General features: G+C 44.8%; 18 protein-coding genes and 1 pseudogene. 3 read left to right on the top strand and 16 right to left on the bottom strand.

The window, feature by feature from the left end; all coding sequences use genetic code 11:
• The first annotated feature begins 89 nt into the window (after nt 1–89).
• Together AC55NX_RS11145 and AC55NX_RS11140 are read left to right on the top strand one after the other, a co-directional pair.
• Entirely contained in the window at nt 90–530 is a 441-nt protein-coding gene (locus AC55NX_RS11145; RefSeq protein ID WP_496995793.1) for a hypothetical protein, read from the top strand.
• Nucleotides 527–1,567, top strand: coding sequence for a sulfate ABC transporter permease (locus AC55NX_RS11140; protein ID WP_496995792.1), 1,041 nt, complete (start codon nt 527–529; stop codon nt 1,565–1,567). The genes AC55NX_RS11145 and AC55NX_RS11140 overlap by 4 nt, the downstream gene beginning before the upstream one ends.
• Before the next feature lie 62 nt (nt 1,568–1,629).
• Here the strand turns inward: AC55NX_RS11140 and AC55NX_RS11135 are convergent, their stop codons facing one another.
• The 9 genes from AC55NX_RS11135 to AC55NX_RS11095 form a co-directional block, all read right to left on the bottom strand.
• Entirely contained in the window at nt 1,630–2,667 is a 1,038-nt protein-coding gene (locus tag AC55NX_RS11135; RefSeq protein WP_496995791.1) for an FAD-binding oxidoreductase, read from the bottom strand.
• 108 nt (nt 2,668–2,775) lie between these two features.
• Nucleotides 2,776–4,437 carry a hydroxylamine reductase gene (gene hcp / locus AC55NX_RS11130; protein ID WP_496995790.1) on the bottom strand — a complete coding sequence of 554 codons (1,662 nt, stop codon included), beginning with the start codon at nt 4,435–4,437 and terminating at the stop codon, nt 2,776–2,778.
• Nucleotides 4,438–4,634: 197 nt separating this feature from the next.
• Nucleotides 4,635–5,249, bottom strand: a complete 615-nt coding sequence (locus AC55NX_RS11125; protein ID WP_496995789.1) for a LysE family translocator — start codon at nt 5,247–5,249, stop codon at nt 4,635–4,637.
• A gap of 126 nt (nt 5,250–5,375) precedes the next feature.
• Nucleotides 5,376–6,692, bottom strand: a complete 1,317-nt coding sequence (locus AC55NX_RS11120; protein ID WP_496995788.1) for an MATE family efflux transporter — start codon at nt 6,690–6,692, stop codon at nt 5,376–5,378.
• A 239-nt stretch (nt 6,693–6,931) separates the two neighbouring features.
• The gene (locus tag AC55NX_RS11115) at nt 6,932–8,089 is read right to left on the bottom strand and encodes an iron-containing alcohol dehydrogenase (protein ID WP_496995787.1); all 1,158 of its coding nucleotides are present in this window, start codon (nt 8,087–8,089) and stop codon (nt 6,932–6,934) included.
• 253 nt (nt 8,090–8,342) lie between these two features.
• Nucleotides 8,343–8,726 (bottom strand): SMU1112c/YaeR family gloxylase I-like metalloprotein, encoded by a 384-nt coding sequence (gene gloA2, locus AC55NX_RS11110; protein ID WP_496995806.1) that lies wholly within the window; start codon nt 8,724–8,726, stop codon nt 8,343–8,345.
• Between the two features lie 107 nt (nt 8,727–8,833).
• Nucleotides 8,834–9,373: an MOSC domain-containing protein gene (locus AC55NX_RS11105; RefSeq protein WP_311846746.1), complete on the bottom strand. Its 540-nt coding sequence runs from the start codon at nt 9,371–9,373 to the stop codon at nt 8,834–8,836.
• Nucleotides 9,374–9,480: 107 nt separating this feature from the next.
• Nucleotides 9,481–11,379 (bottom strand): HAMP domain-containing methyl-accepting chemotaxis protein, encoded by a 1,899-nt coding sequence (locus tag AC55NX_RS11100; protein ID WP_496995786.1) that lies wholly within the window; start codon nt 11,377–11,379, stop codon nt 9,481–9,483.
• Between the two features lie 500 nt (nt 11,380–11,879).
• Entirely contained in the window at nt 11,880–12,221 is a 342-nt protein-coding gene (locus AC55NX_RS11095) for a hypothetical protein (RefSeq protein ID WP_496995785.1), read from the bottom strand.
• 404 nt (nt 12,222–12,625) lie between these two features.
• Between AC55NX_RS11095 and AC55NX_RS11090 the strand changes: the two genes are divergently transcribed.
• Entirely contained in the window at nt 12,626–12,805 is a 180-nt protein-coding gene (locus AC55NX_RS11090; protein ID WP_059122270.1) for a hypothetical protein, read from the top strand.
• A gap of 91 nt (nt 12,806–12,896) precedes the next feature.
• Here the strand turns inward: AC55NX_RS11090 and AC55NX_RS11085 are convergent, their stop codons facing one another.
• The 7 genes and pseudogenes from AC55NX_RS11085 to AC55NX_RS11055 all read right to left on the bottom strand — a co-directional run bounded on the left by AC55NX_RS11085 (nt 12,897) and on the right by AC55NX_RS11055 (nt 19,512).
• Nucleotides 12,897–13,154 carry a bacteriocin immunity protein gene (locus tag AC55NX_RS11085; protein WP_496995784.1) on the bottom strand — a complete coding sequence of 86 codons (258 nt, stop codon included), beginning with the start codon at nt 13,152–13,154 and terminating at the stop codon, nt 12,897–12,899.
• Nucleotides 13,155–13,601, bottom strand: a pseudogene (locus AC55NX_RS11080) (HNH endonuclease signature motif containing protein); the annotation flags it as partial. It lies immediately after the preceding gene.
• Between the two features lie 86 nt (nt 13,602–13,687).
• Nucleotides 13,688–14,206: an ankyrin repeat domain-containing protein gene (locus tag AC55NX_RS11075; protein WP_496995783.1), complete on the bottom strand. Its 519-nt coding sequence runs from the start codon at nt 14,204–14,206 to the stop codon at nt 13,688–13,690.
• Nucleotides 14,206–15,837 carry an S-type pyocin domain-containing protein gene (locus AC55NX_RS11070; RefSeq protein WP_496995782.1) on the bottom strand — a complete coding sequence of 544 codons (1,632 nt, stop codon included), beginning with the start codon at nt 15,835–15,837 and terminating at the stop codon, nt 14,206–14,208. Before AC55NX_RS11070 ends, AC55NX_RS11075 begins: the two co-directional genes overlap by 1 nt.
• 1,074 nt (nt 15,838–16,911) lie before the next feature.
• Nucleotides 16,912–17,793 carry a HEPN domain-containing protein gene (locus AC55NX_RS11065; RefSeq protein WP_496995781.1) on the bottom strand — a complete coding sequence of 294 codons (882 nt, stop codon included), beginning with the start codon at nt 17,791–17,793 and terminating at the stop codon, nt 16,912–16,914.
• A 276-nt stretch (nt 17,794–18,069) separates the two neighbouring features.
• The gene (locus AC55NX_RS11060; RefSeq protein ID WP_496995780.1) at nt 18,070–18,345 is read right to left on the bottom strand and encodes a putative quinol monooxygenase; all 276 of its coding nucleotides are present in this window, start codon (nt 18,343–18,345) and stop codon (nt 18,070–18,072) included.
• A gap of 132 nt (nt 18,346–18,477) precedes the next feature.
• Nucleotides 18,478–19,512, bottom strand: coding sequence for a hypothetical protein (locus AC55NX_RS11055; protein ID WP_496995779.1), 1,035 nt, complete (start codon nt 19,510–19,512; stop codon nt 18,478–18,480).
• Nucleotides 19,513–20,842 lie beyond the last annotated feature (1,330 nt).

The raw sequence follows: 20,842 nt of genomic DNA, 5'->3' as shown, positions 1-20,842 counted from the left end.
GAAACTTTACGATGCTAACCTACTTTTTAAATATAGACGTTATAGAATGACTTGCCCGAACTTAATATCACTGCAATGGAGAACTGTATTTGCGTATTGTCGGTACTTGGTGGATGGTTTGTATTTTATTATTCAGTACACCTTGTATTGCAGATCAATTCGCGATTATTACCAAGGCGGACACTCTCCCGTTATTAACCGATGCTCAGGTCAAAATGCTCTACCGGGGGCGGCTGACCCATATTCACGGTACTCATATTCAATTGGCTGACTTACCTGCCAACTCGACTGTCAGGGCTCATTTCTATCATCGCCTACTGGGAAAATCACCGGCACAAATGCAGGCCATCAGAGCCAGACAAAGCTTCTCCGGCAAATTTATCCCCCCTTATGAACTATATAATGAGGATATGAATACCATCAGTCAGTGGCTGGACGATCACCCCAACGGCATTGTCTATATTCCTCAAGATTGGCTTTCAGATCAGGTTCGCATTCTTTATCGTTTGGGTGACGAGGACTCGCTATGAAGCATTGGAAACTATTGATCTTATTCTGGATGATCACATTCCAAACCAGTGCACAACAGTACGAATTTAATGACGCCATTCGTCTCAGCGGCTTTGGCACATTCAGTCTCAGCCGTTCTGACAGTCGTGTCCCCGTCTTTGCTTACCGGGATATACATGATGAATTATGCGCAGACTGTGACAGTACACTCGGCCTGCAACTCGACTGGGTCATCAATGATCAGTTTCGCAGCTCGATTCAGGCTGTCAAACGCCCCCAAGACAATTATTCAGATCCGGAGCTGGAATGGGCTTATCTGGCTTATACGCAAGGTAATTCAACCCTGAAATTCGGTCGGCTCAGAATCCCAATGTTTTTACTGTCAGAGTATTATTATGTATCGGCAGCCTATCCGTGGATTCGTCCGCCCCATGACATATACGACAGTTTTGCCGGGGTGACACATTACAATGGTGCAGCATACGAGTGGCAATACTGGCCGACAGAGCAATTACAACTCAAAATTTCCCCTTACATTGCCGCAGCAGAAAAAAATGATTATCAATTCTTCGGCAAACCTTTCACACTCGATAGTGACAGCGCTTATGGCTTAACCGTAGATCTGTTTCAAGACGATCATCAACTCCACCTATCCTATTTGTCGGTGGACTCGGATCAGAAACAGAACGGCAACACGGTTTATCATTATGATCTGGATATGTTGTCGGTCGGATTCAACTATTTGTATCGCGGCTACAATATGACGGTAGAAACGCTGTATGACTCGGGACTCTTTGCAGACTGGTACATCGGTATCTCGCGGGATATGGGCAGCTGGCTCCCTTATGTTCAGTACGGGCAGTTGCGCGGCCACGCGAACCAGACTTACCTGATAGGGATGCGTTATCCGCTCACGCCACGGTTAGTCATGAATGCAGAGTGGGAATATGTTCGCAGTCCGCGGATCCCACTCAGTGGCCATTTTACGCAGATACAGACAGCACCGATCGATAATGACAGTCATATCTTCACACTTGCACTGTCATTCACATTCTGATGCTCATCTGGTTGATGCTCACATAGTCTGACGTATGCTCCAGACCATAAACCGCGTTTCGTTTAGAGTGACACTTTCAAATCCGAACGGATCCGGCTCGAACAGGCCAATACGTAACCGTCACGGATCTCTGCCTCACTCAGTGTCTCTTGGCTGGAGAACTCAATCTGCCCCTGTTCGACCCGGCATTTACATGATCCACAGATACCGCTGCGACAAGCAGCAATCACCGGTACGCCAGCCGACTCTAAAACGTCTAACAAGGAATCGCCTTCCTGAGCCTCGGCAGAAACACCAAAACCGGGGACCTCGACCGTAACCGAAGCGTTACCGTCTTTAGCTGCGGGCTGCGGAGAGTTCATCCCTATCGCTGTTGCACTGAATCGTTCCTGATAACAGTCCGACATTTGAAACCCAATGTGATCGAGATAAGAAGTGACATCTTGCATAAAGCGTTCGGGGCCACACAGATAGACTGTTCTTTCAAGAATATCCGGGCACAGTTTCAACAGATAATCCTGATCCAACCGCCCTTGCATATGCTCGCTATCCCCGGCTTGTTTGAGCAACAATTTCAAATGAAATGAAGGATGAACCGTATTCAGATGTAACAGCTCTTCGTAGTAAATGGTATTGAGTACATCACGGGCAATGTGAATAAATACGATATCGACGCCCCCTCGCGAGAGCCAGTCCACAGCCATCGACATGACCGGTGTAATGCCACATCCGGCACTAATCAGTGCCACACGTCCCCGGTGCGAACAGTCAACATTGTTAAATGCGCCCTGTGGTTTCAGCAACTGCACCCGATCACCCGGACTCAGAGTGTCGATCACATGATTGGAGACTTTACCGCCTTCGACACGCTTGACCGTAAACTTCATCATTGTCTGTTTTGGTAATGTGCTGATCGAATAGGCGCGATACTCAATTTGACCGTCAATCTCAAACCCTAAACTCGCGAACTGACCGGGTTTAAAATGAAAGCGGCGGGCATTCTCCGGGCAAGCCAACACAAAACTCACGGTATCCGGTGTCTCATACCACTTTTCGGTACAGACCAATGCAACAGGCGTATCAAAATCCTCTGCGATCATCGTTATACTCCCTCTTAAATGATGGTTATTTTTGAATTGGGGGGAAGATCAGAAATGCGCCTCTCGGTTTCCCGAGAGAGCGCAGAAATGCATGATAATGCATAAGCATTATGCTGCAAGGATCGTATTCAGATCATTATCGACAGTGGTAATACTGCGCATATCAAATTCACTTTGCAGAATTGCCATCAAATTCGGTGTCAGGAATGCAGGTGCGGACGGGCCGGTATAAATCCCTTTCACACCCAATGCCAACAACGTCAGTAAAATCACAATGGCCTTCTGTTCAAACCATGACAACACCAAGGTTAACGGTAAATCATTGACACCGCAGTCGAATTCATTCGCCAGCGCCAGTGCAAGTTGAATCGCAGAATAGGCATCGTTACATTGGCCGACATCCAATAAACGCGGGATGCCGTTGATATCACCGAAATCATTTTTGTTGAAACGATATTTACCGCAGGCAAGCGTCAGAATCACACTATCTTGCGGCGCTTTCTCGGTAAACTCGGTATAGTAACTTCTCTCCGCTTTGTCACCGTCACACCCGCCAACCAGGAAGAAGTGTTTAATATTGCCCTGTTTGATCTGTTCAATGACAGCAGGCGCGGCTTGCATCAACGCATTCCGACCAAATCCGATGGTGATGAAATGCTCAATTTCATCATGACGGAAGCCTTCTAGCGCAAGTGCACACTTGATCACTTCACTAAAATCATCCCCTTCAATATGCTGAACACCCGGCCAGCCGACAATACTGCGGGTAAAAATCCGCTCCGCATACTGACCGACATTCGGATTCAGCAAACAGTTCGAGGTCATGACAATCGCACCGGGGAAATTGGCAAATTCTTTCTGCTGATTCTGCCACGCACTGCCGTAGTTACCGACCAAATGCGGGTACTTTTTCAATTCCGGATAGGCATGAGCCGGTAGCATTTCCCCATTGGTATAGACATTAATTCCCAGTCCTTCAGTTTGCTGAAGAATTTTTTCCAGATCATGCAGGTCATGCCCGGAGACTAAAATACATTTCCCTTTGACCGATTTCACATTGACGGTTGTCGGTTCCGGATGTCCAAAGGTGTCGGTCTCCCCTTTATCGAGCATTTCCATGATCTTAAAGTTCATCAGGCCGATTTCCATTGAGGTATCGAGTAATGATTTTGCGTCTTCCGGATCACTGCCCAACCAAGACATGATCTTGTGGTATTGCGCGAACATCTCCGCATCCGTCTGACCCAACACGCGGGCATGTTCCAGATAAGCCGCAGCGCCTTTCAAACCATACAGACACAAAAGTCTTAACCCGATAATATCTTCATGTAATTCGCTTTGACCGCGATTCACCGCCGCATCCGGTGCCAACGACAGCAATTCGTCACGGCTTTCAGGCAGATCAATCAGTGCCGCAGTGTAAGGGGTCGGGATTTCGATATCGTGCAACACAGCAGCAGCACGGACCCGTTCAGCCAGCGAACGGCGATACTGATTCGATTCAATCGCCAGTTCGACAATTCGCTCCGGATCAAAATTGACATTGGTTAATGTTGAGAAGAATGCTTTCGGTGCCCACTGATCGATCACTGGATCAATCACACCACAACGCCGACCGAGATTTGCCCAGAAAGAAACCCCTTGAAGTGAATAGACCAATACATCTTGAAGATCAGATACTTCGGCAGTTTTGCCACACATGCCCTGAGCATAGGCACAGCCTTTTCCTGCCGGGGTTTGAATAGTCTGTTCACATTGAATACAAAACATAGGCTCGCTCCAGATATTGTTATATGAATTCATTTAATTCCGGAGCTAAAATGGCATAAACCATGCCATGAAAAAACTATATATCTTTCATTAAGTTAAAATAACAACCTTACAATATGCAAGTCATTTTAACACACTTAATTCATTCATAAAGACACATTCGAGTCATAATGACATGAATTAAAAATTGATTTAAATCAAATATTTATCACAATTCGACAAGCCAGTGCAATCAGTACCACACCGGAGATCCGATCGATCAGCACCGCTTTGCGCTTTAAGCGTACCAAAACAGCCGAACTGGAAAACAGTAACGCCAGTAAGGTATACCATAACCCATCGACCAACAGCGGTGTCATCACCACAATCGCGCGGCTCGAAACGTCGTGACTCAGGGTGATAAACTGGCTAAATAACGCAGTAAAAAACAAGGCAATTTTCGGATTCAACATCGAGATCATCAGCCCTTCTTTGGCTGACTGCCATAGCGAAACACGGATGCCGGTATCAACACTTGCGGCTACTCCGCCCTGAGAGCGCAGCGCCTTCCAGCCCAGATAAGCCAGATAAACAGCCCCCATCAAACTAATTGCCTGAAACAGCCACTGTGCTTTTTGCAATACAATCGACAGACCAATGATTGTCAAAAAAGCATACGCACCGATCCCTAAAGCATGTGCCCACGCCGTCATAATGCCATTCAGCCGACCACCGGCAAGCGTGTGCTTGGTTACCATCGCCAGACTCGGGCCCGGTGACATCGCCCCCAATAAACAAATCGTAAACAGTGACAACCATGCTGAAAATGCCATATGTGATAAATCCTTATACAATGAGCCATTATTGCTCAACCATTATTATTTAACTGTTACTATTCAACCGTTATCGCTTCAACAAAGATTGCCCCGCTGCAAACCGACTTGGTTGCTCCCACAAGATTATGATGCCAGACACCGCTGACGCACTCGACCGATATACGGGTAAAGAAAAGCAAAACGCCCGATATAAAACAGCGTAAATGCCAACCAAAGCCCCTGATTGCCCCACGCATCCATCGTCAAATAGATCGCCAGCAGAAAAACCAACAGCGCCATAAACGTTGAGTTTCTGACCGGCCGTGTCGTGCCGCTTCCCGTAAAAATACCATACACAGTCAAGCCAAACCCAGCCACCAGCGGAAAGACAATCAGCCATCCACTGACCTGATGATAGTGTTGAATCACATTGGGAATTTGAGTAAACAGCAGCACTTGTTGCTGATGAGTTAGAATCATCACTAACGTGAGTAACGTGACCAGCCCGCCCGTCCATTGAAAATTCATTTTTAGCACCTGAGCAAACAGACCCAGTGATTTTTCACCAACCGATTTGCCACTGAACACACTCGATGCATTGGCAACCCCTTCAAACATATAGCTCATCAGGAAAGTCATCTGCATCATAACCGCATTAGCAGCTAATGTCTCAGCGCCCAAGGACGAACCAAATCGCGCCATACAGTTAAACATCGCCAGCAGGCAGACCGTTCGCAACATCAGATCAGTATTGGCCGAGACAATCGTCTTGAGTTCCTGACGTCCCATCTTCGCCAAACCAAGATAAGGGGCAAATGAGAACCCCGCAGCCCGACGCACCAGATATATCCCAATCACAAATGTAGAAATCTGCGCAATCAATGTTGCAATCGCCACCCCGGCGACCCCCATATCCAAACCGACCACAAACAGAATATCTAACACAATATTGAGCACATTGCCGAAAATTTGGGTCAGCAGCGTCTCTTTGACTTTCGCCTGCCCCATCAACCAGCCAATCAGGGTATAGTTGAGTAAAACAAACGGCGCGCCCCAAATAAGGATGAAAAAGTATTGCCGGGTCTGTGCTGCAACATCCGGCTCCGGCTGAATCACCCACTCTGCGCCGCGCCAAATCAGGCTCTGACTCACAATAAAAATCACCCCGACGACGGCTGCCATCACAAAAGGATGCAGCAGACTGGTTGCTTTGGCTTGCTCACTGTTTTTTCCTAAAGCGATCGCGCTCTGACCCGTAGTACTCACCCGGAAAAACCCGAATAACCAGTACAGGGTGTTCATGATCACTGTGCCAACCGCAACCCCACCTATCAGCGCTGCCGAACCGAGCTGACCGATAACAGCGGTATCCACAGCGCCCAACAACGGCTGCGTTACAGTCGAAATAATAAAAGGAATCGCAATCTTTAAATAGTCTTTATAAGTCAGTGAGGTGGTCATCTTCTGTATCTACATCCAGAGTGTTAGAATCATCAGTTATTTGGGTCAGTGCCGCAATATGACCGATCCAATCGAATGCGTAAAGTCTCTTATTACAATGATCAAGGCTGAAATTGAGTCATCGATTCATAGGATTTGTGTAGCCTATGCAGCAGTGAACATAAATTTATCAAAAAAAGCCCGGTCATGTTCTCATAACCGGGCTGGTTCACAGTAACGGGCTGGTTCACAGTAAATAGTTACAGAGCCAGTTTTAATATTGCTGCGGCATCGTGCGGTGTAATATCCTGATGTTCCCCGAGTGCAAGCATACCGTGCTCGGTGAGTTTTTCTTGCACAGCCGGAATATCTTTCTCACTCAGGTTGTAGTCAGACAGTCGGGTCGGGTTGCCCATCTGGGTGAAGAAGGCTTCAGTTTTTTGAATCGCCTGCTCAATCTGCTCATCTTCTGTCCCCGTTGTAATATTGAGGACTCGGTGAGCATATTGTAACAATTTGCCTTTCTTCTGCTCTTTTTTGTAGCGCCACAGCGCCGGCATGACAATCGCCAGCGTCTGAGCGTGGTCGAGACCGTATAGCGCGGTCAGTTCATGACCAATCGCATGGGTTGCCCAGTCAGACGGGACACCATTTTTCAGCGTACCATTGAGCGCCATTGTCGCGGTCCACATCAGGTTCGCGCGCACCTCATAATCATCTGGTGTCGCCAGCGCTGCCGGGCCATCTTCAAACAGATTCAGCAATAAACTTTCTGCAAAACGGTCAGAGACTTTGGCGTTGACCGGATAAGTCATGTATTGCTCCATGATGTGAACGAAGCTATCGACAGCACCATTGGCGATTTGTCGTGGCGGCAATGTATAAGTCGTTTGCGGATCCAGTATCGAGAATACCGGACGAACGAAATCAGAGCCAAAAGAGAGTTTATCCTGCGTCTCTGCCCGCGTGACGACGCTGTTTTTATTCATCTCTGAGCCTGTGGCAGGCAAAGTCAGCACACAGCCCAAAGGCAAAGCGCGACTGACACAAGCGCCACCAGTAGTCATGATGTCCCAGAAGTCCCCCTCATAACATGCAGCGGCGGCAATAAACTTACTGCCATCAATCACCGAACCGCCACCGACAGCCAGAATGACATCGATCTGTTCCTGTTTTGCCACAGCAACGGCTTTGATCAGGGTTTCGTAATGCGGGTTCGGCTCAATCCCACCAAACTCGACCACAGAACACGCTTGCAGCGCATCGAGCACTTGCTCATAGACACCGTTCGCTTTAATACTCCCCCCGCCGTAAGTCAGTAAAACACGGCTATTGGGAGCGATTTCTTCTTTCAGCGTTGCAATCTGACCTTTGCCAAAATGAATTTTAGTTGGGTTAAAGTAAGTAAAATTGTCCATGCGAGATTTCCTAATGCTGACTGAATTTATTGTGCCCTAGGCTATCAAGTAACGAATTCCATGCCTACCGTAAATTGTGTTCTTATTTTTCTTGCTGAAACGCAATGTGCATCATGTTTTGGGAGCGGAGTCCGGAAGAATAGTGAACAGTCTCTTTTTAAGAGTTATAAGCGAGCTAAAAATTTACTTAATTTCTCTATACTTTGAACTGAAACTGACGAGCATGGTGAATCATTTTTGAATGCCGATCTGTTTATTCTTCATACAACTCTAGCGGTAAGCCATCAGGGTCTTGGAAAAACGTAAATTTTTTACCTGTAAATTCGTCAATGCGAATAGGCTCGACATAGATACCATGTGAATGTAGCTCGTTTACTGTAGATTCAATAGAGCTGACAACAAAAGCCAAATGTCTAAGACCTTGTGCTTCAGGGCGACTCACTCTTGGTGGTGGTGACGGAAAAGAGAAAAGCTCTAGTTGTTCACCATTTGGTAATGCTAAGTCTAACTTGTATGAGTTTCGGTTTTCTCGATAATTTTCCGCAACGATCTTGAGACCTAAGATTTCCGTGTAGAATGCTTTAGACCTTTGATAATCAGAACAAATGATAGCGACATGGTGGATTCGTTCTAGGATCATTAGGCTCTCCCGTGAGTCAGTTGTACAATAAACCTGCCCCTGTGCTCTGCGGCAAACTTATCGCAAAAAATCGTAAAATGAGAGAGATTGTTCATTATTAGCCCTTAAACAACCTCTAACTTTTGAAATGGCTCATCAGGGAAAACAACGTCAATATTATCCCCTTCATTCACATCACCACCAATGACCACAATCCCCATGACACCGGCTTTGCGGACAGTTTTTCCTGACTCGTCCCGGCCTAATAAGGCTGATAACAACCCTTTCTTATAATTTTCTATTTGCGGACATGGGTTTCTAAGACCTGTTACAGAAATTTGTGCTCCACTCGGAAATTGTAACCTTGTGCCCTTGGGCAATGATAGTAAATCTATTCCCTGTGTCGTGATATTTTCACCCAATGCAGCGGGCTCAATATCGAACCCCTGCTGATCTAATTCGTTAAATAATTCGCAATGGATGAGATGCACTTGCCTTAAATTTGGCTGAGTCGGGTCAACTTTTACCCTAGAACGATGTTTTACCGTTGTACCTCTGTGCGCATCGCCCTCAACCCCCTCTCCTTGGATTAAGGTAATTGATTTTACGACCGATTTGGAAAAGTGATGTTCTTCACGCTTACTCACCGATATAACCTTTGCCATGTTCTCCTCCTTGAGGGATGACACCTAGTGTTGCGCATCCCTACGCCTTGTATGCTTATAATCGCAACTCTCCTAATTGTAACTTTTTGTTCAATGACGTGGTGAGATTAAATCAAGAATTGGTCAGTCAATTTTTTAAGTTGTTGACTGAGTTGTCTTAAGTTGGCTACTGCGTTCACAGATTCTAAAGATCCTTCCGCGGTTTTATCGGCTAATTCGCGAACATTCTCGACACTGCGGTTGATGTCTTCTGAAACTTGAGATTGTTCTTCTGCGGCAGTGGCAATTTGATTGTTCATGTCTTGAACATCGCGAACTTGCTCGCTGATGTTTTCAAATAACGTGAGCACTTCCTTAGCTTGTTCTGCATTCTTGCCTGAAAGCTCTCGGCTGCCAATCATTTTGTCTAATGAGGCTTGTGCGCCATTTTGCAATTCAACAATCAGGTCTTCTATCTCTTTGGCTGAGCTTTGGGTTCGGCTGGCAAGTCCACGGACTTCATCAGCCACAACGGCAAAACCTCTGCCTGCTTCACCAGCGCGCGCAGCTTCAATGGCAGCATTCAGTGCTAATAGGTTCGTTTGCTCGGCTACGGTTTTAATCACTTCCAAAACATTGCCAACGTTATCTGTCCGGAGTTTGAGTTGCTCCATGGCTTCGCTTGTGGATGCGATGTCACTGGCTAAGGCATCTATCGTTTTAGCAGTGGCATTCACAATGTGATTCCCCTGAATAATGATATTGTCGGTTTTTGTTGTCGCTTCAGCGGCGGTTTCAGCATTTCGAGCAACCTCAGAGACTGTGGCGGACATTTCATTGATCGCAGTCGCCACTTGATCCGTTTCATCACGCTGTGATTGCATCATATGTTGACTTTGGTTGGAGATACTTTCTAACTGCTCGCTTGTGGTGCTTAAGTTCATGACGCCCGAGACTACTTCAGAAATAAGTTTGTTAAGCGTTTTGCTCATTTCACCAATGTGATTATAAAGCTGGCCAAGCTCATCCTTACGGTCAGTGGACAAATTCTGGGTTAGATCACCGTTGGCAATATTGCCGACTGCCTTTATAACCTCATTCATTGGCTGGACTATCAAGTGGCGAATAAAGAGTGAGAAAAATATGCCGATCAAAATGGCGATTGCTGTTGCGGCAATAGATAACATCGAAACTTTGCGACCATCTTCGATGCTATTTTGCTCTTGAATCGTCGTAATCGCATCGATTTGTTTGTCCATTTGAGCGGATAACTCAATCAGTCTATTTTGCGCATCTGCTAGGTTCTTATTTATCTCGGGGTTAATTTTGCCAAGGTCTTCATATTGTCTGAGTCGGGAGAGAATGTTTTTACGAGTATCATTCAATGCATTCGGGAGTTGCAGTGCTGTGGTTTTGTTGACGACTGACTGAAACCGGGTGGTCACAAGCTCAATAGGAATATCTTGTTTTTTGCTAATGTATTTGTTCATTTCAGTCGTTAGCGCGTACCAATCATTTGAAACATCTAAAGCCGCAGTTAACGCTTGAGGGTCATTTTGTTGACGAAGTTGTGCAATGATCTGACCGTATTGCGTATAAATTGACTGCAAATACTGCACAGCATTTCTATCTATGCCATCCCATCGAGTTCGGGCAGCAATCAGTTTAGTTAAGGTTTTTTGGTAATCAGCAAGGTTGTTTTGGGTTTGCTGAGTTAAATTTCTAACTTTAACACCACTGTATAGTTGTTCGGCTGTTTGAAGATAGTCTTGTAGTTGGCTGATGTCGTGTTGCACCTGCTTATTGTCTTCTTCTGATCCAGAAATAACATAGTGCTCTAGGTTGATTCTCATATCGACAACAGTGTCATCAAGGTCGTTTGAAAGTCGTACCTTTTCAGCTCGGACATGTAAGGTATTGACGCCTGTAATACCAAAAATACCGACAACCAAGGCCAGTAGCAGTACAGAGCCAAACCCAAGAGCCAATTTTGTGCCAATTAGTCTATTTTCGAGGAATTTTTTCATCAGGATACTTCCTTAGCAATTCTTTACGGGGAGTCTTTCGGCTAATATGCAGAGTTATTATTTTTTCATTTTACCGATGATGACTTTATATAATATTTAGGGTGGGTAATCTTTACACTAGGGAAACAAGAATCTTTTATGAAGTCAACATAACTTACTGTTATAAATATTTTTTGTTATGAAACCATGAGCTCTATTTAAGATATTTGGAGAGATTGCAAAAATGTGCCGCGAAAAAATCTTTCCTCGTTCAGAGTTATACCCAAAGCTTTCGTAAGGCTCAATAATATATAAATAATGAATGTCTCTGATTGTATTAAAGGCGTCTTGATAATGATCTTCGGTTATATCCATGGCTATTTGCGGCTAACACCATATTAAGGTGAGAACATTCCCCCACAGATGAAAACGATCATGTGATTTTAAATTCAATGTTCAGATACAGCACGATGTGAGACGCGAATCTGGCGAAACATAGATGACTGATGCCATACTCGTTATTATGTGTTGAATTGTACTTTGTTGATTTTCAACCAAAAAGACTCTTGGCATGGGTTGGTAAAACTTTTTCTCTTTGGCATGACTGCCAAGTTGTCCGGTTGCTCGATAACTTCATATGAAATCCAGCACTCAGCACAAACCGCTGCTGTCACATCGTCAGAGAAATCTTGCTCAGTACATTTTCTGAGTGTGACCCCATTGTCAAATTTTACAACGAGCTCACAACTCTCCGTAACGATACCATCGGCTTCGCATCGACTGGTATTTTCAATTTTTTCAATGATTGATAATTCATGCGGCGCATTTTTAACCGCCGATACATAAGTGAATAGATGATTCATGACCTTTACCTGCGTTGGACAACGTGCAACTCCGCCAAACAAAAAAACTTTCTGGTTACGTTTGCATCTTGGCAAGAGTAACTGGCGTATAGAGTACCGATGTTTCTGAAATTGGGAAACGTCATTGTGCGTCAAATTTGGGTGCCGGAGGCTGGGAAGATAAAACTTGTGATGCCGGTGTTTGGGGGGAGAAATGGTGGCTCTGTGGTTTGGGACGCAATTACTTCTCCGATCTCATTGCCATCTCCGAATGCGCCCCAGATACTTTTTCACGGCCGAAAAAGTACCCCAAAAGGCCTAAAGTTTAAGTTCAGCGCACTGAATCAGGGTCGGATTGATTCGCATCCTGCTCAAGCAATCCTGAAAATTCGTCCTGAATTTTCCCCCTGAGAGCATCGATCAATTTGGCTTTGTTGATTCAGTGTTTCACCCCATTCAAATCAACTGCCAAACGAGGAAAACCATTCAAGGATGAATGGTTAGGCTTTTCCGGGCAGGACGCCCGTAAAAGCTGGTTCTGGAAAGCGCACGACCAAGCCAAACAAAAAGATTTTCTGGTTACGCTTGCATCTCTGCAAGAGTAACTGGCGCACTGAGCACGAATGCCGCTGAAACCGCGGAAAGAAATTGTGCGTCAAATCTGGGAGCCCAAGGCTGGAAATTAAAAAGACCGAATCAGTTCTTAAAGCATGGCAAGCCTTGCGACATCCGCCATTGTCTGACAATCTCAACAATACGCTCCGGTGTAGCATCTGCCGGATCATCTGGATAGTAAATCAGGTCTGAACCATCAGGGTGTTCTGTTATATCTTCAAAGTGATCGACTAAGGCATCCAGTTCACTTTCTGAAGAAGCATCAGCTTTGCAGATTTTCTGTAATAGCCGTAAAAATTCATCTTCAGAATATTCATTAATACTATTTTTCAAATTCACTTATTTGCCCTTATGTATATCTATATGATTCTTGGGGGTTGTGACACGAATATTATCAACATCATAGACTTTACCGCCATGCTGGATTTCCTCCACATGATGCAGTTCGAAAACTTTCCTACCACCAACCGAGTCTTTTTTCCTTGCACGAGGGGCATATCCTTTACTCATTCTCTCGACATTATTGTCTATAAATTGTGTTTTGAGTTCTGAATCTTTGGAAACCTCAACCCAGAACGCTTTCCGGAACTGGTCAAAACTACTGAACTCACGGCCTCTGAGCTGATCTGCAATTTGCGCCGGCACCGGAGAGCCTAACTCTTTTCCGGCAGCTTCTAACCACAGGCCGGTGATATCTTCACCGTTGCCGGTCACGACACCCGACTCGTTGCGAGGGCTTTCTTTATACACCACGTACAGCGGTGGTAATCCGGTCTCTGCCGGAAAGGGCTGATACAAAAAGAGCCACAATATAATGTGGCTCTCAATTCGCTTCGTTTGAAACAATCGTTTTATTGATGACTGAACACTATTTAGTAACGGTTTACTAATTCAATAATCTCAGAATCGACCCCGACAATGATGTTTAATAATTCCCGAACTGACCGTCCGCCTTCTCTCTTATCATCAGGATCAGCACCATATTCCAGCAATAACTTTACAACATCAAAATGACTAGGCTTCCTATCGAATGCCATTTTTAAAGCATCAACACCATCTTCGTTTCTGTGACCAATGAGTTTATCTGCGCCATTTTCTAACAACAGCCGCATCCCCTCTACGTTGCGTTGACGAACTGCAAAAAGTAGCGGTGTATAACCGTAGCTATCAATTGCGTTGACATCCAGCCCTTGGTCAATCAGAAACTGCACCGATTCAAGTGGTGTTCTTTCCTCTCGTTTTGTTGAGGGAGACATAAATACGTGATGCAGATATGTCCAGTGCTCTGATTCCGTGATTTCATGAATATCAGCACCTTTATCAATAAGCGCTCTGACTTCATCAATATCACCATCCAATACAGCATCGTATAATTCGTATTCGTAACTCATTATGTATTCCTGTTTTTCAAAAAAATTCGCATCTCTCTGAGAATTTTTCTTAAATCATCACTGTCCGGTTTCTCATTCACATGACTCAGATTTGTCTTGGCATCCTCAATCACAAAATAGTCAGGATGAGCGTTCACGAAATCATTTAATTCTTCCTGAGTCATCCCCATCTGATCAGCGGCTCTGAGTATCCGTCGGTTTTCCAGACCATATCTATGTCCATAATGCCAGTCAGTTAAAACATTACCATCTGAATCGGTGAAATGGCCATTTGCATCTTTGAAGGCTTCTTCCTCAATCTGTCTTTTGGTTTCAGCCCGAAGGGATGTTCGGTTCAGTTCCGGTTTGGGATACTTACTCGCGCCAAACTGACCATTCGGTTTGCGGATTTGATGGCTATACACCACATACAGCGGTGGTAACCCAGTCTCTGCCGGAAAAGTCAGAATATAGTCTTGCAGATCTGCATCAGCAATTGGGGTGATGTAGGTATTATCAAACTCTTGACCTTGCTCCGCTTGCGGATGGATCCAGATATCGAACTTTTCCATCTCCGGGATGGGATTAACCAGAATCGGTTTGCCGCCAAAATCGCCGCTAATCGGCACCCATTCAATGGTGATATCCGGCTCTAACTCAACAACAAATTTATCACCGACCCGTTTTACTTCACGCTTAGAAATATTCGTCCCATTGACGTGATAGCCGTAAATCCGACCTTTCGTATTGAAACCCAAGCGAATATTTGTTTCAACCGTGTCTTTATTACTCATATCAGCAGCGCTGTAGAGCGTACTGTCCGCTAATTTGTTCGGCACAAATGCAGCCAGAATGCCAGCTCTCCCGATAATTTTAATCGCCATTCCCGGCAGTTCTGCCAGCGCTGCACCACCAATACGCGTCAAAAAAGCTTCTTCAGAAGAAGCACTAATCCCCTGCCCGACGGCCAGTGTATAAGCCGCATAATCCCCCAGCGCAGAAAGCGACTCTCTTTGTGTACCGATGTCACACGTACCGTTTGGCACCAGCGCAGATTTGGCGAAACGGGAGGGTTTAACGGGCGGCTTGTTAAATGCGTTCTGCCATGCGGATGAAGGCAGTGGGATTTTATCCAGCTCCCGTAACCGCTCCTGACGCTGCCTGACCAGCCGCTCTGCTAAAGTGAGTTTCACAGGTTCGCGTTCGACATAAGGCTCGGTATACACAGAGGCATTCACACTGCCGGAATAAGATGAACCAATGCCATGATTGACCCATTCAACTCTGGCGGTATAAGCCTTGTTAGCCAGCAAATCGAGATGAGGCTCAACCTCGGGATTCACTCGCCAGTATAGATTGCCCCATTCATCCCGATCCCGAATCAGCAACGGAATCGATGGCACATCCGTCAGCAATACCTGATGACCGCTACGCAGCTGTTCAAGAAAATCTGCAAAGCGCATTCCGGCAGGCATGACAGATTTCACATCTGACTCACGTAAGGAGGCAAAATCCCCTTCAACTTGAGCAAATTCATAACGCATCAGATTATAGATTTGAGTGATTTGATAGTTCATTGACGTTGTTGACTGAGCCGTGATTGTTTTTATTGGTGAATGCTTATTGATAAAGTTATTTTCATATGAATCCACAATTATACTCAAATGGATTTATAAAACATGTTTAAATTTGGGGTTTTAATGGGGAGTGGTTATTTTTGGAATGGGAGTAACAGGAAGGCTCGGTTGAGGTGATTAAATTGTAGCTTGGTGTGTTCAATAGTAAATCTGTTGATTTGGTGCGCAATCCCGTTCCTCGCTCTCATCGCCATCTCTGACTGCGCCCCAGGTACTTTTTCAAGGCCGAAAAAGTACCCCAAAAGGCCTAGGTTTAAGTTCAGCACGCATAATCAGGGTCGCTTTTATTCGCTCCTGCTCACGAAAAGCTTAAAATTCATCCCTGAATTTTCCCCTGAGATCATCGATCAATTTGGCTTCGTTTTAAACATGTTTCACTTCACTCAAATCAACCACCCACCGAAGAAAACCATTCATGGAAGAATGGTTAGGCTTTTCCGGGCAGGACGCCCGTAAAAGCTGGTTCTGGACAACGCGCGACCAAACCAAATAAAAAAAGATTTTCTGGTTACGCTTGCATCTCTGTAAGAGTATGTTCCTGAAATCACTGACGCTGATTGTGCGTCAAACTGCAACGCCAATGGCTGAAAAAGTAAAAGGGTAATGCTGTGGTTTGGGACGCAATAACTTTCTTCGATTTCATTAGCATCCTCGAAAGCGCCCCAGTTCCTTTTGATGGATGCAAAAGGAACCAAAAGCATCTTTTCGAGTTCAGCACACGTAATCAGGGTCGGATTGATTCGCATCCTGCTCAAGCAATCCTGAAAAATCGTCCATGATTTTTCACCCTGAGAGCATCGAACAAGTTGGCTTCGCCTTAAAGAGATTTCATCCAATTCAAACAAACCACCAAACGAAGAAAACCATTCAAGGATGAATGGTTAGGCTTTTCCGGGCAGGACGCCCGTAAAAGCTGGTTCAGGACAACGCGCGACCAAGCCAAACAAAAAAAGATTTTCTGGTTACGCTTGCATCTCTGCAAGAGTAACTGGCGCACAGAGCACCAATGTTCCTGAAATCACTGACGCTGATTGTGCGTCAAATTTCGGTGCCGGAGGCTAGGCAAAGAAAACCATTCAGGGAGAATAATTAGGCAGAATCAATCCGCGCTAAACAAACCCGCTCCGCCAGCGCCTGTAAACGTCGGACTTCTGTCACCAGATAATTCAATTCTTCTGCGGTTATTTCGTAGTGCTCCGAATAACGGGCATCAATATAAGCGCGTTGCAAACGCCGAAAACTACGACGATGGAATTTGTTGTCCATCGGGAAAATCGTTGCAAACTCAGGGTCGATTTGCGAACAGAGTTTGCCCAGTTTTTCAATATTGTGGGATTTGGGTAGGTAATTAGTGCAGACGAGTAGAGTACAGGCTAAATAACGTTCCGTGACTTGGTGTAACATAAAGGCTGCGTGAATCAAATCATCCTCGGAAATAGAGAATTCATAATTACGAAAAAAGCGAAATGCTGAATAAGACCACTGCTCATAGTGTTTGCGAGCAATTTCCCGCAATTCAGATTCACTCAAATCGCCCGGCATAACCAACGGTTTCGGCGTTGCGGCAAACAGTTCAATGCCCTCTTCGCGGATATCCTTAAAAAAATAATGCCCCTGTTGCAAGCGTTCATTCACTTCCTGTAAATCGTGGACAATCAAACCCAACGGTGCGGATTTCACTTTGCGATCAATTTGCTCCTCAGCACGCTGCCAGACCACATCGTCCTCCACCAAAGCGGCCTTGTTCACAATCACCAGAATATCGTAATCACTGATATAACCATTGACCGGATCCTTAACCCAACTGCCTTTGGCATGGCTACCGAACAAGATGATTTTCAGAATACGAAATTCGCTCTTACTGCCGGTTTTGCCTTGCAGGTAATCTTCTAACGTGTCACGCAGAATGGTTGAAATCGTGGCCAGCTCATGCTGTTTATATTCGGGCAGATGGTCGAGGGAGGTTTTCATAATCGCCGCATTGAAGCTCGTTGTGGATGAATAGCGCTAGCATAAAAGAAGGCGCAGACAAAGAATACCATCACCCCCTGATTTATGCCTTTTACTGAGGAAAATGCGATTCAATTCAAAGCTATATTTGAGTTCGAATAAACGCATACATGGATAGCCTTAGTGGCTAGGTCAACACCAATGATCGTAGTACCCATGTCGTTCTCCCAAAGTTTTGACTTGCCTAAAAAGGTTAGTCGGTCATTAGAGCGAGAGTCCAATTATCTTGTTATGTGTTTACTCCAAAATCTCATAGTGACGTTCAACATTTACGGTCACTTTACCCCAATGAGATGCTTTGACTCTTTTCTGATGTTGTTCAAAAGCCACTTTATCCGTAAACTCTTCGTAAACGTCGAAGCGAAGGGGATTTTCCGAATTTTGGGTTACACTAAACATGATGCAACTCGGCTCTTCGAGAGTAAGACGCTTATGATGTACCAACCCTCTTTTAACTGATTCTAGTTCCGATTCAGGAATTAAAATAAAACCTTTCAATGTTACTTTTGACATGAATTTCCTTATGACGCATAACGCCCGCATCAACTGCCGAAGGTTAGTTTTCGGGCGCTTGTTATGCAAGACTACTATTTCAGATCGTTAGTAGACAGTACAAGGTCAATTGGAACACCTTGTTAGCAATTTTTAGTCAAGCTCACTCAAATTGTATACCTTATGGTATACACCTAAGCTTCTATTGAAATAGAAAATATCCACCCTGCTTGATGTTCGCAAGATTGTTCCTATTAAGAAGGCCATAGTAGATGGTACGCCTAGTAAGATTGAAACTGAGCTTTCATTATTTAACTCTTCTGAAATTACACTGCTAATTTCTTGAGCTATTAACATCCACTGGCTGCTGAGTGGGATATGACCTTCTTCACCTTTCATTCCCAACCGAATAACTTTCGTTCCGTTTTCAATTGGATAAGGTTTAGGCAGCCTGTGACCTGTAAAATCTAGAACAATGAGAGTTTTATCATGCGAATCACTATCATCTTTTTCTTTTATCTCAATGTACTTTAGCTCGGTTATTTTTCGATTGAGGATATGATAGCCATCTTCGGCAGTAGCAACCTCTTCGCTACTATGAACTCTTTTGTACGGATTCTTAACCATTCCCGCATGCTGATGGACTGTAAAAGGTACTCTGCCGGCAAATAGAGCACCAACTCCTAGGGCTATCGGTGCGGGGGCAGCCACAAAAATGTGATATAAGGGCTGAGCTTCAATACGATTGGATAAGTGATCAAAATGATTCGAAATTTCTCTCGCCTTATGTATCCAATCTGAAGATTTATCGCTTAGTTTTGATGAGTCGAAAAAAGCCCAATCTTGTCGATGAATTTTGAAGTTATTCTGAATACCTTCCCAAGCGACACCCTCTCTTTTGATATGAGCCTCCTGTTGCTTAACAGCACTAATATACCACTCGTGGTTTTGAGCAAGGCATATGAAGTAAGGCAATGGAATTGCACTATATGTCTGCGATGAAAACGTCCATGTTTTATAGATATGAGATACTAAATATATAGAAATTAAAGCAATTGGAATTAACTTTAGCGGCTCAAATTTTACGGCAAGGAAACTATCAACAACTAATGCCGACAGTGTTGCAAGAGCTGTAAGAAATGCCAGCAATTCTGTTTTCCAAATATTCTTCAAAAAATAATTAAACACTGTGATCTCTCAGGTTTGATTACTAACAGTTCATTATACAGAACCACTCTATAGGAATGCTTCTGTATAACTTACCGCCAACCAATGAAACTTCTGTCCTAATCGTATGAAAAGACAGACAAAATGTCGGTAAAAAACATCACTACGTCAGAAACCACAGCACAACACTGTCTAATTTGCTCACAAATGATTGACTAGCGTTCCCACCCGCCATACACATCTCGGATAAGTCCCATTTGTTTGCAAGTAAGCATCTGAATACTCTACATAGCATTGAATATGTTACAGAAAACCGCCAGAAAAAATTGACACAAACATGACATTTTTTGATTTAGGTTGTTTTTCTAGCTTTTGCTATGTTTCACCCAACTCAAATCAACCACCCACCGAAGAAAACCATTCAAGGAAGAATGGTTAGGCTTTTCCGGGCAGGACGCCCGTAAAAGCTGATTCTGGCAAGCGATCACCCAAGCCAAACAAAAAAAGATCTTCTGGTTACTCTTGCATCTTGGCAAGAGTAACTGGCGCACTGAGCACCAATGCCTCTGAAATTGAGGAACGCAATTGTGCGTCAAACTGCAACGCCGGAGGCTGGAAAAGTAAAAGGATGATGCTGAGTTTGGGACGCAATCAAGTTCATCGGTTTCATTAGCATCTTCGACTGCGCCCCAGGTACTTTTTCACGGCCGAAAAAGTACCTCAAAAGGCCTAGGGGTTGAGTTCAGCGCGCGTAATCAGGGTCGGATTGATTCGCATCCTGCTCAAGCAATCCTGAAAAATCGTCCATGATTTTTCACCCTGAGAGCATCGATCAATTGAGCTTTGTTGATTCAATGTTTCACGCTATTCAAATCAACCACCAAACAAAGAAAACCATTCAAGGAAGAATGGTTAGGCTTTTCCGGGCAGGACGCCCGTAAAAGCTGGTTCTGGAAAGCGATCACCCAAGCCAAACAAAAAAGATTTTCTGGTTCATCTTTCATCTCTGAAAGATGAACTGGCGCACTGAGCACTAATGCCGCTGAAATCACTGACGCTGATTGTGCGTCAAATTAGGGAGCCGGAGGATAAGATCAAAATCGCTCTAGAGCACTCAAGCCCCTATATCTCTAAAACCGAGAACTCATTCTGCAGTCATATTAGAGAATCACGGCAGTGAATTTCAGTGACTTGCGCCCCGATGATGGGCGTTAACATCAGGACAAGATCGCGCCCCGTCTACCCCATAGCCAGCCTTCCACCACAACGAAATACCAACACTTCGAATGTACTGATTCAACCCTGTGACCTGTGCGAGAAGTGGCCCTATAAGGTGCGGGGGCTAAGACCG

The sequence above is a fragment of the Vibrio rubrogenes genome, assembly GCF_059641415.1.
Note: the sequence above shows the minus strand (reverse complement) of the source record. Positions and strands in the feature narration are given on the sequence as shown.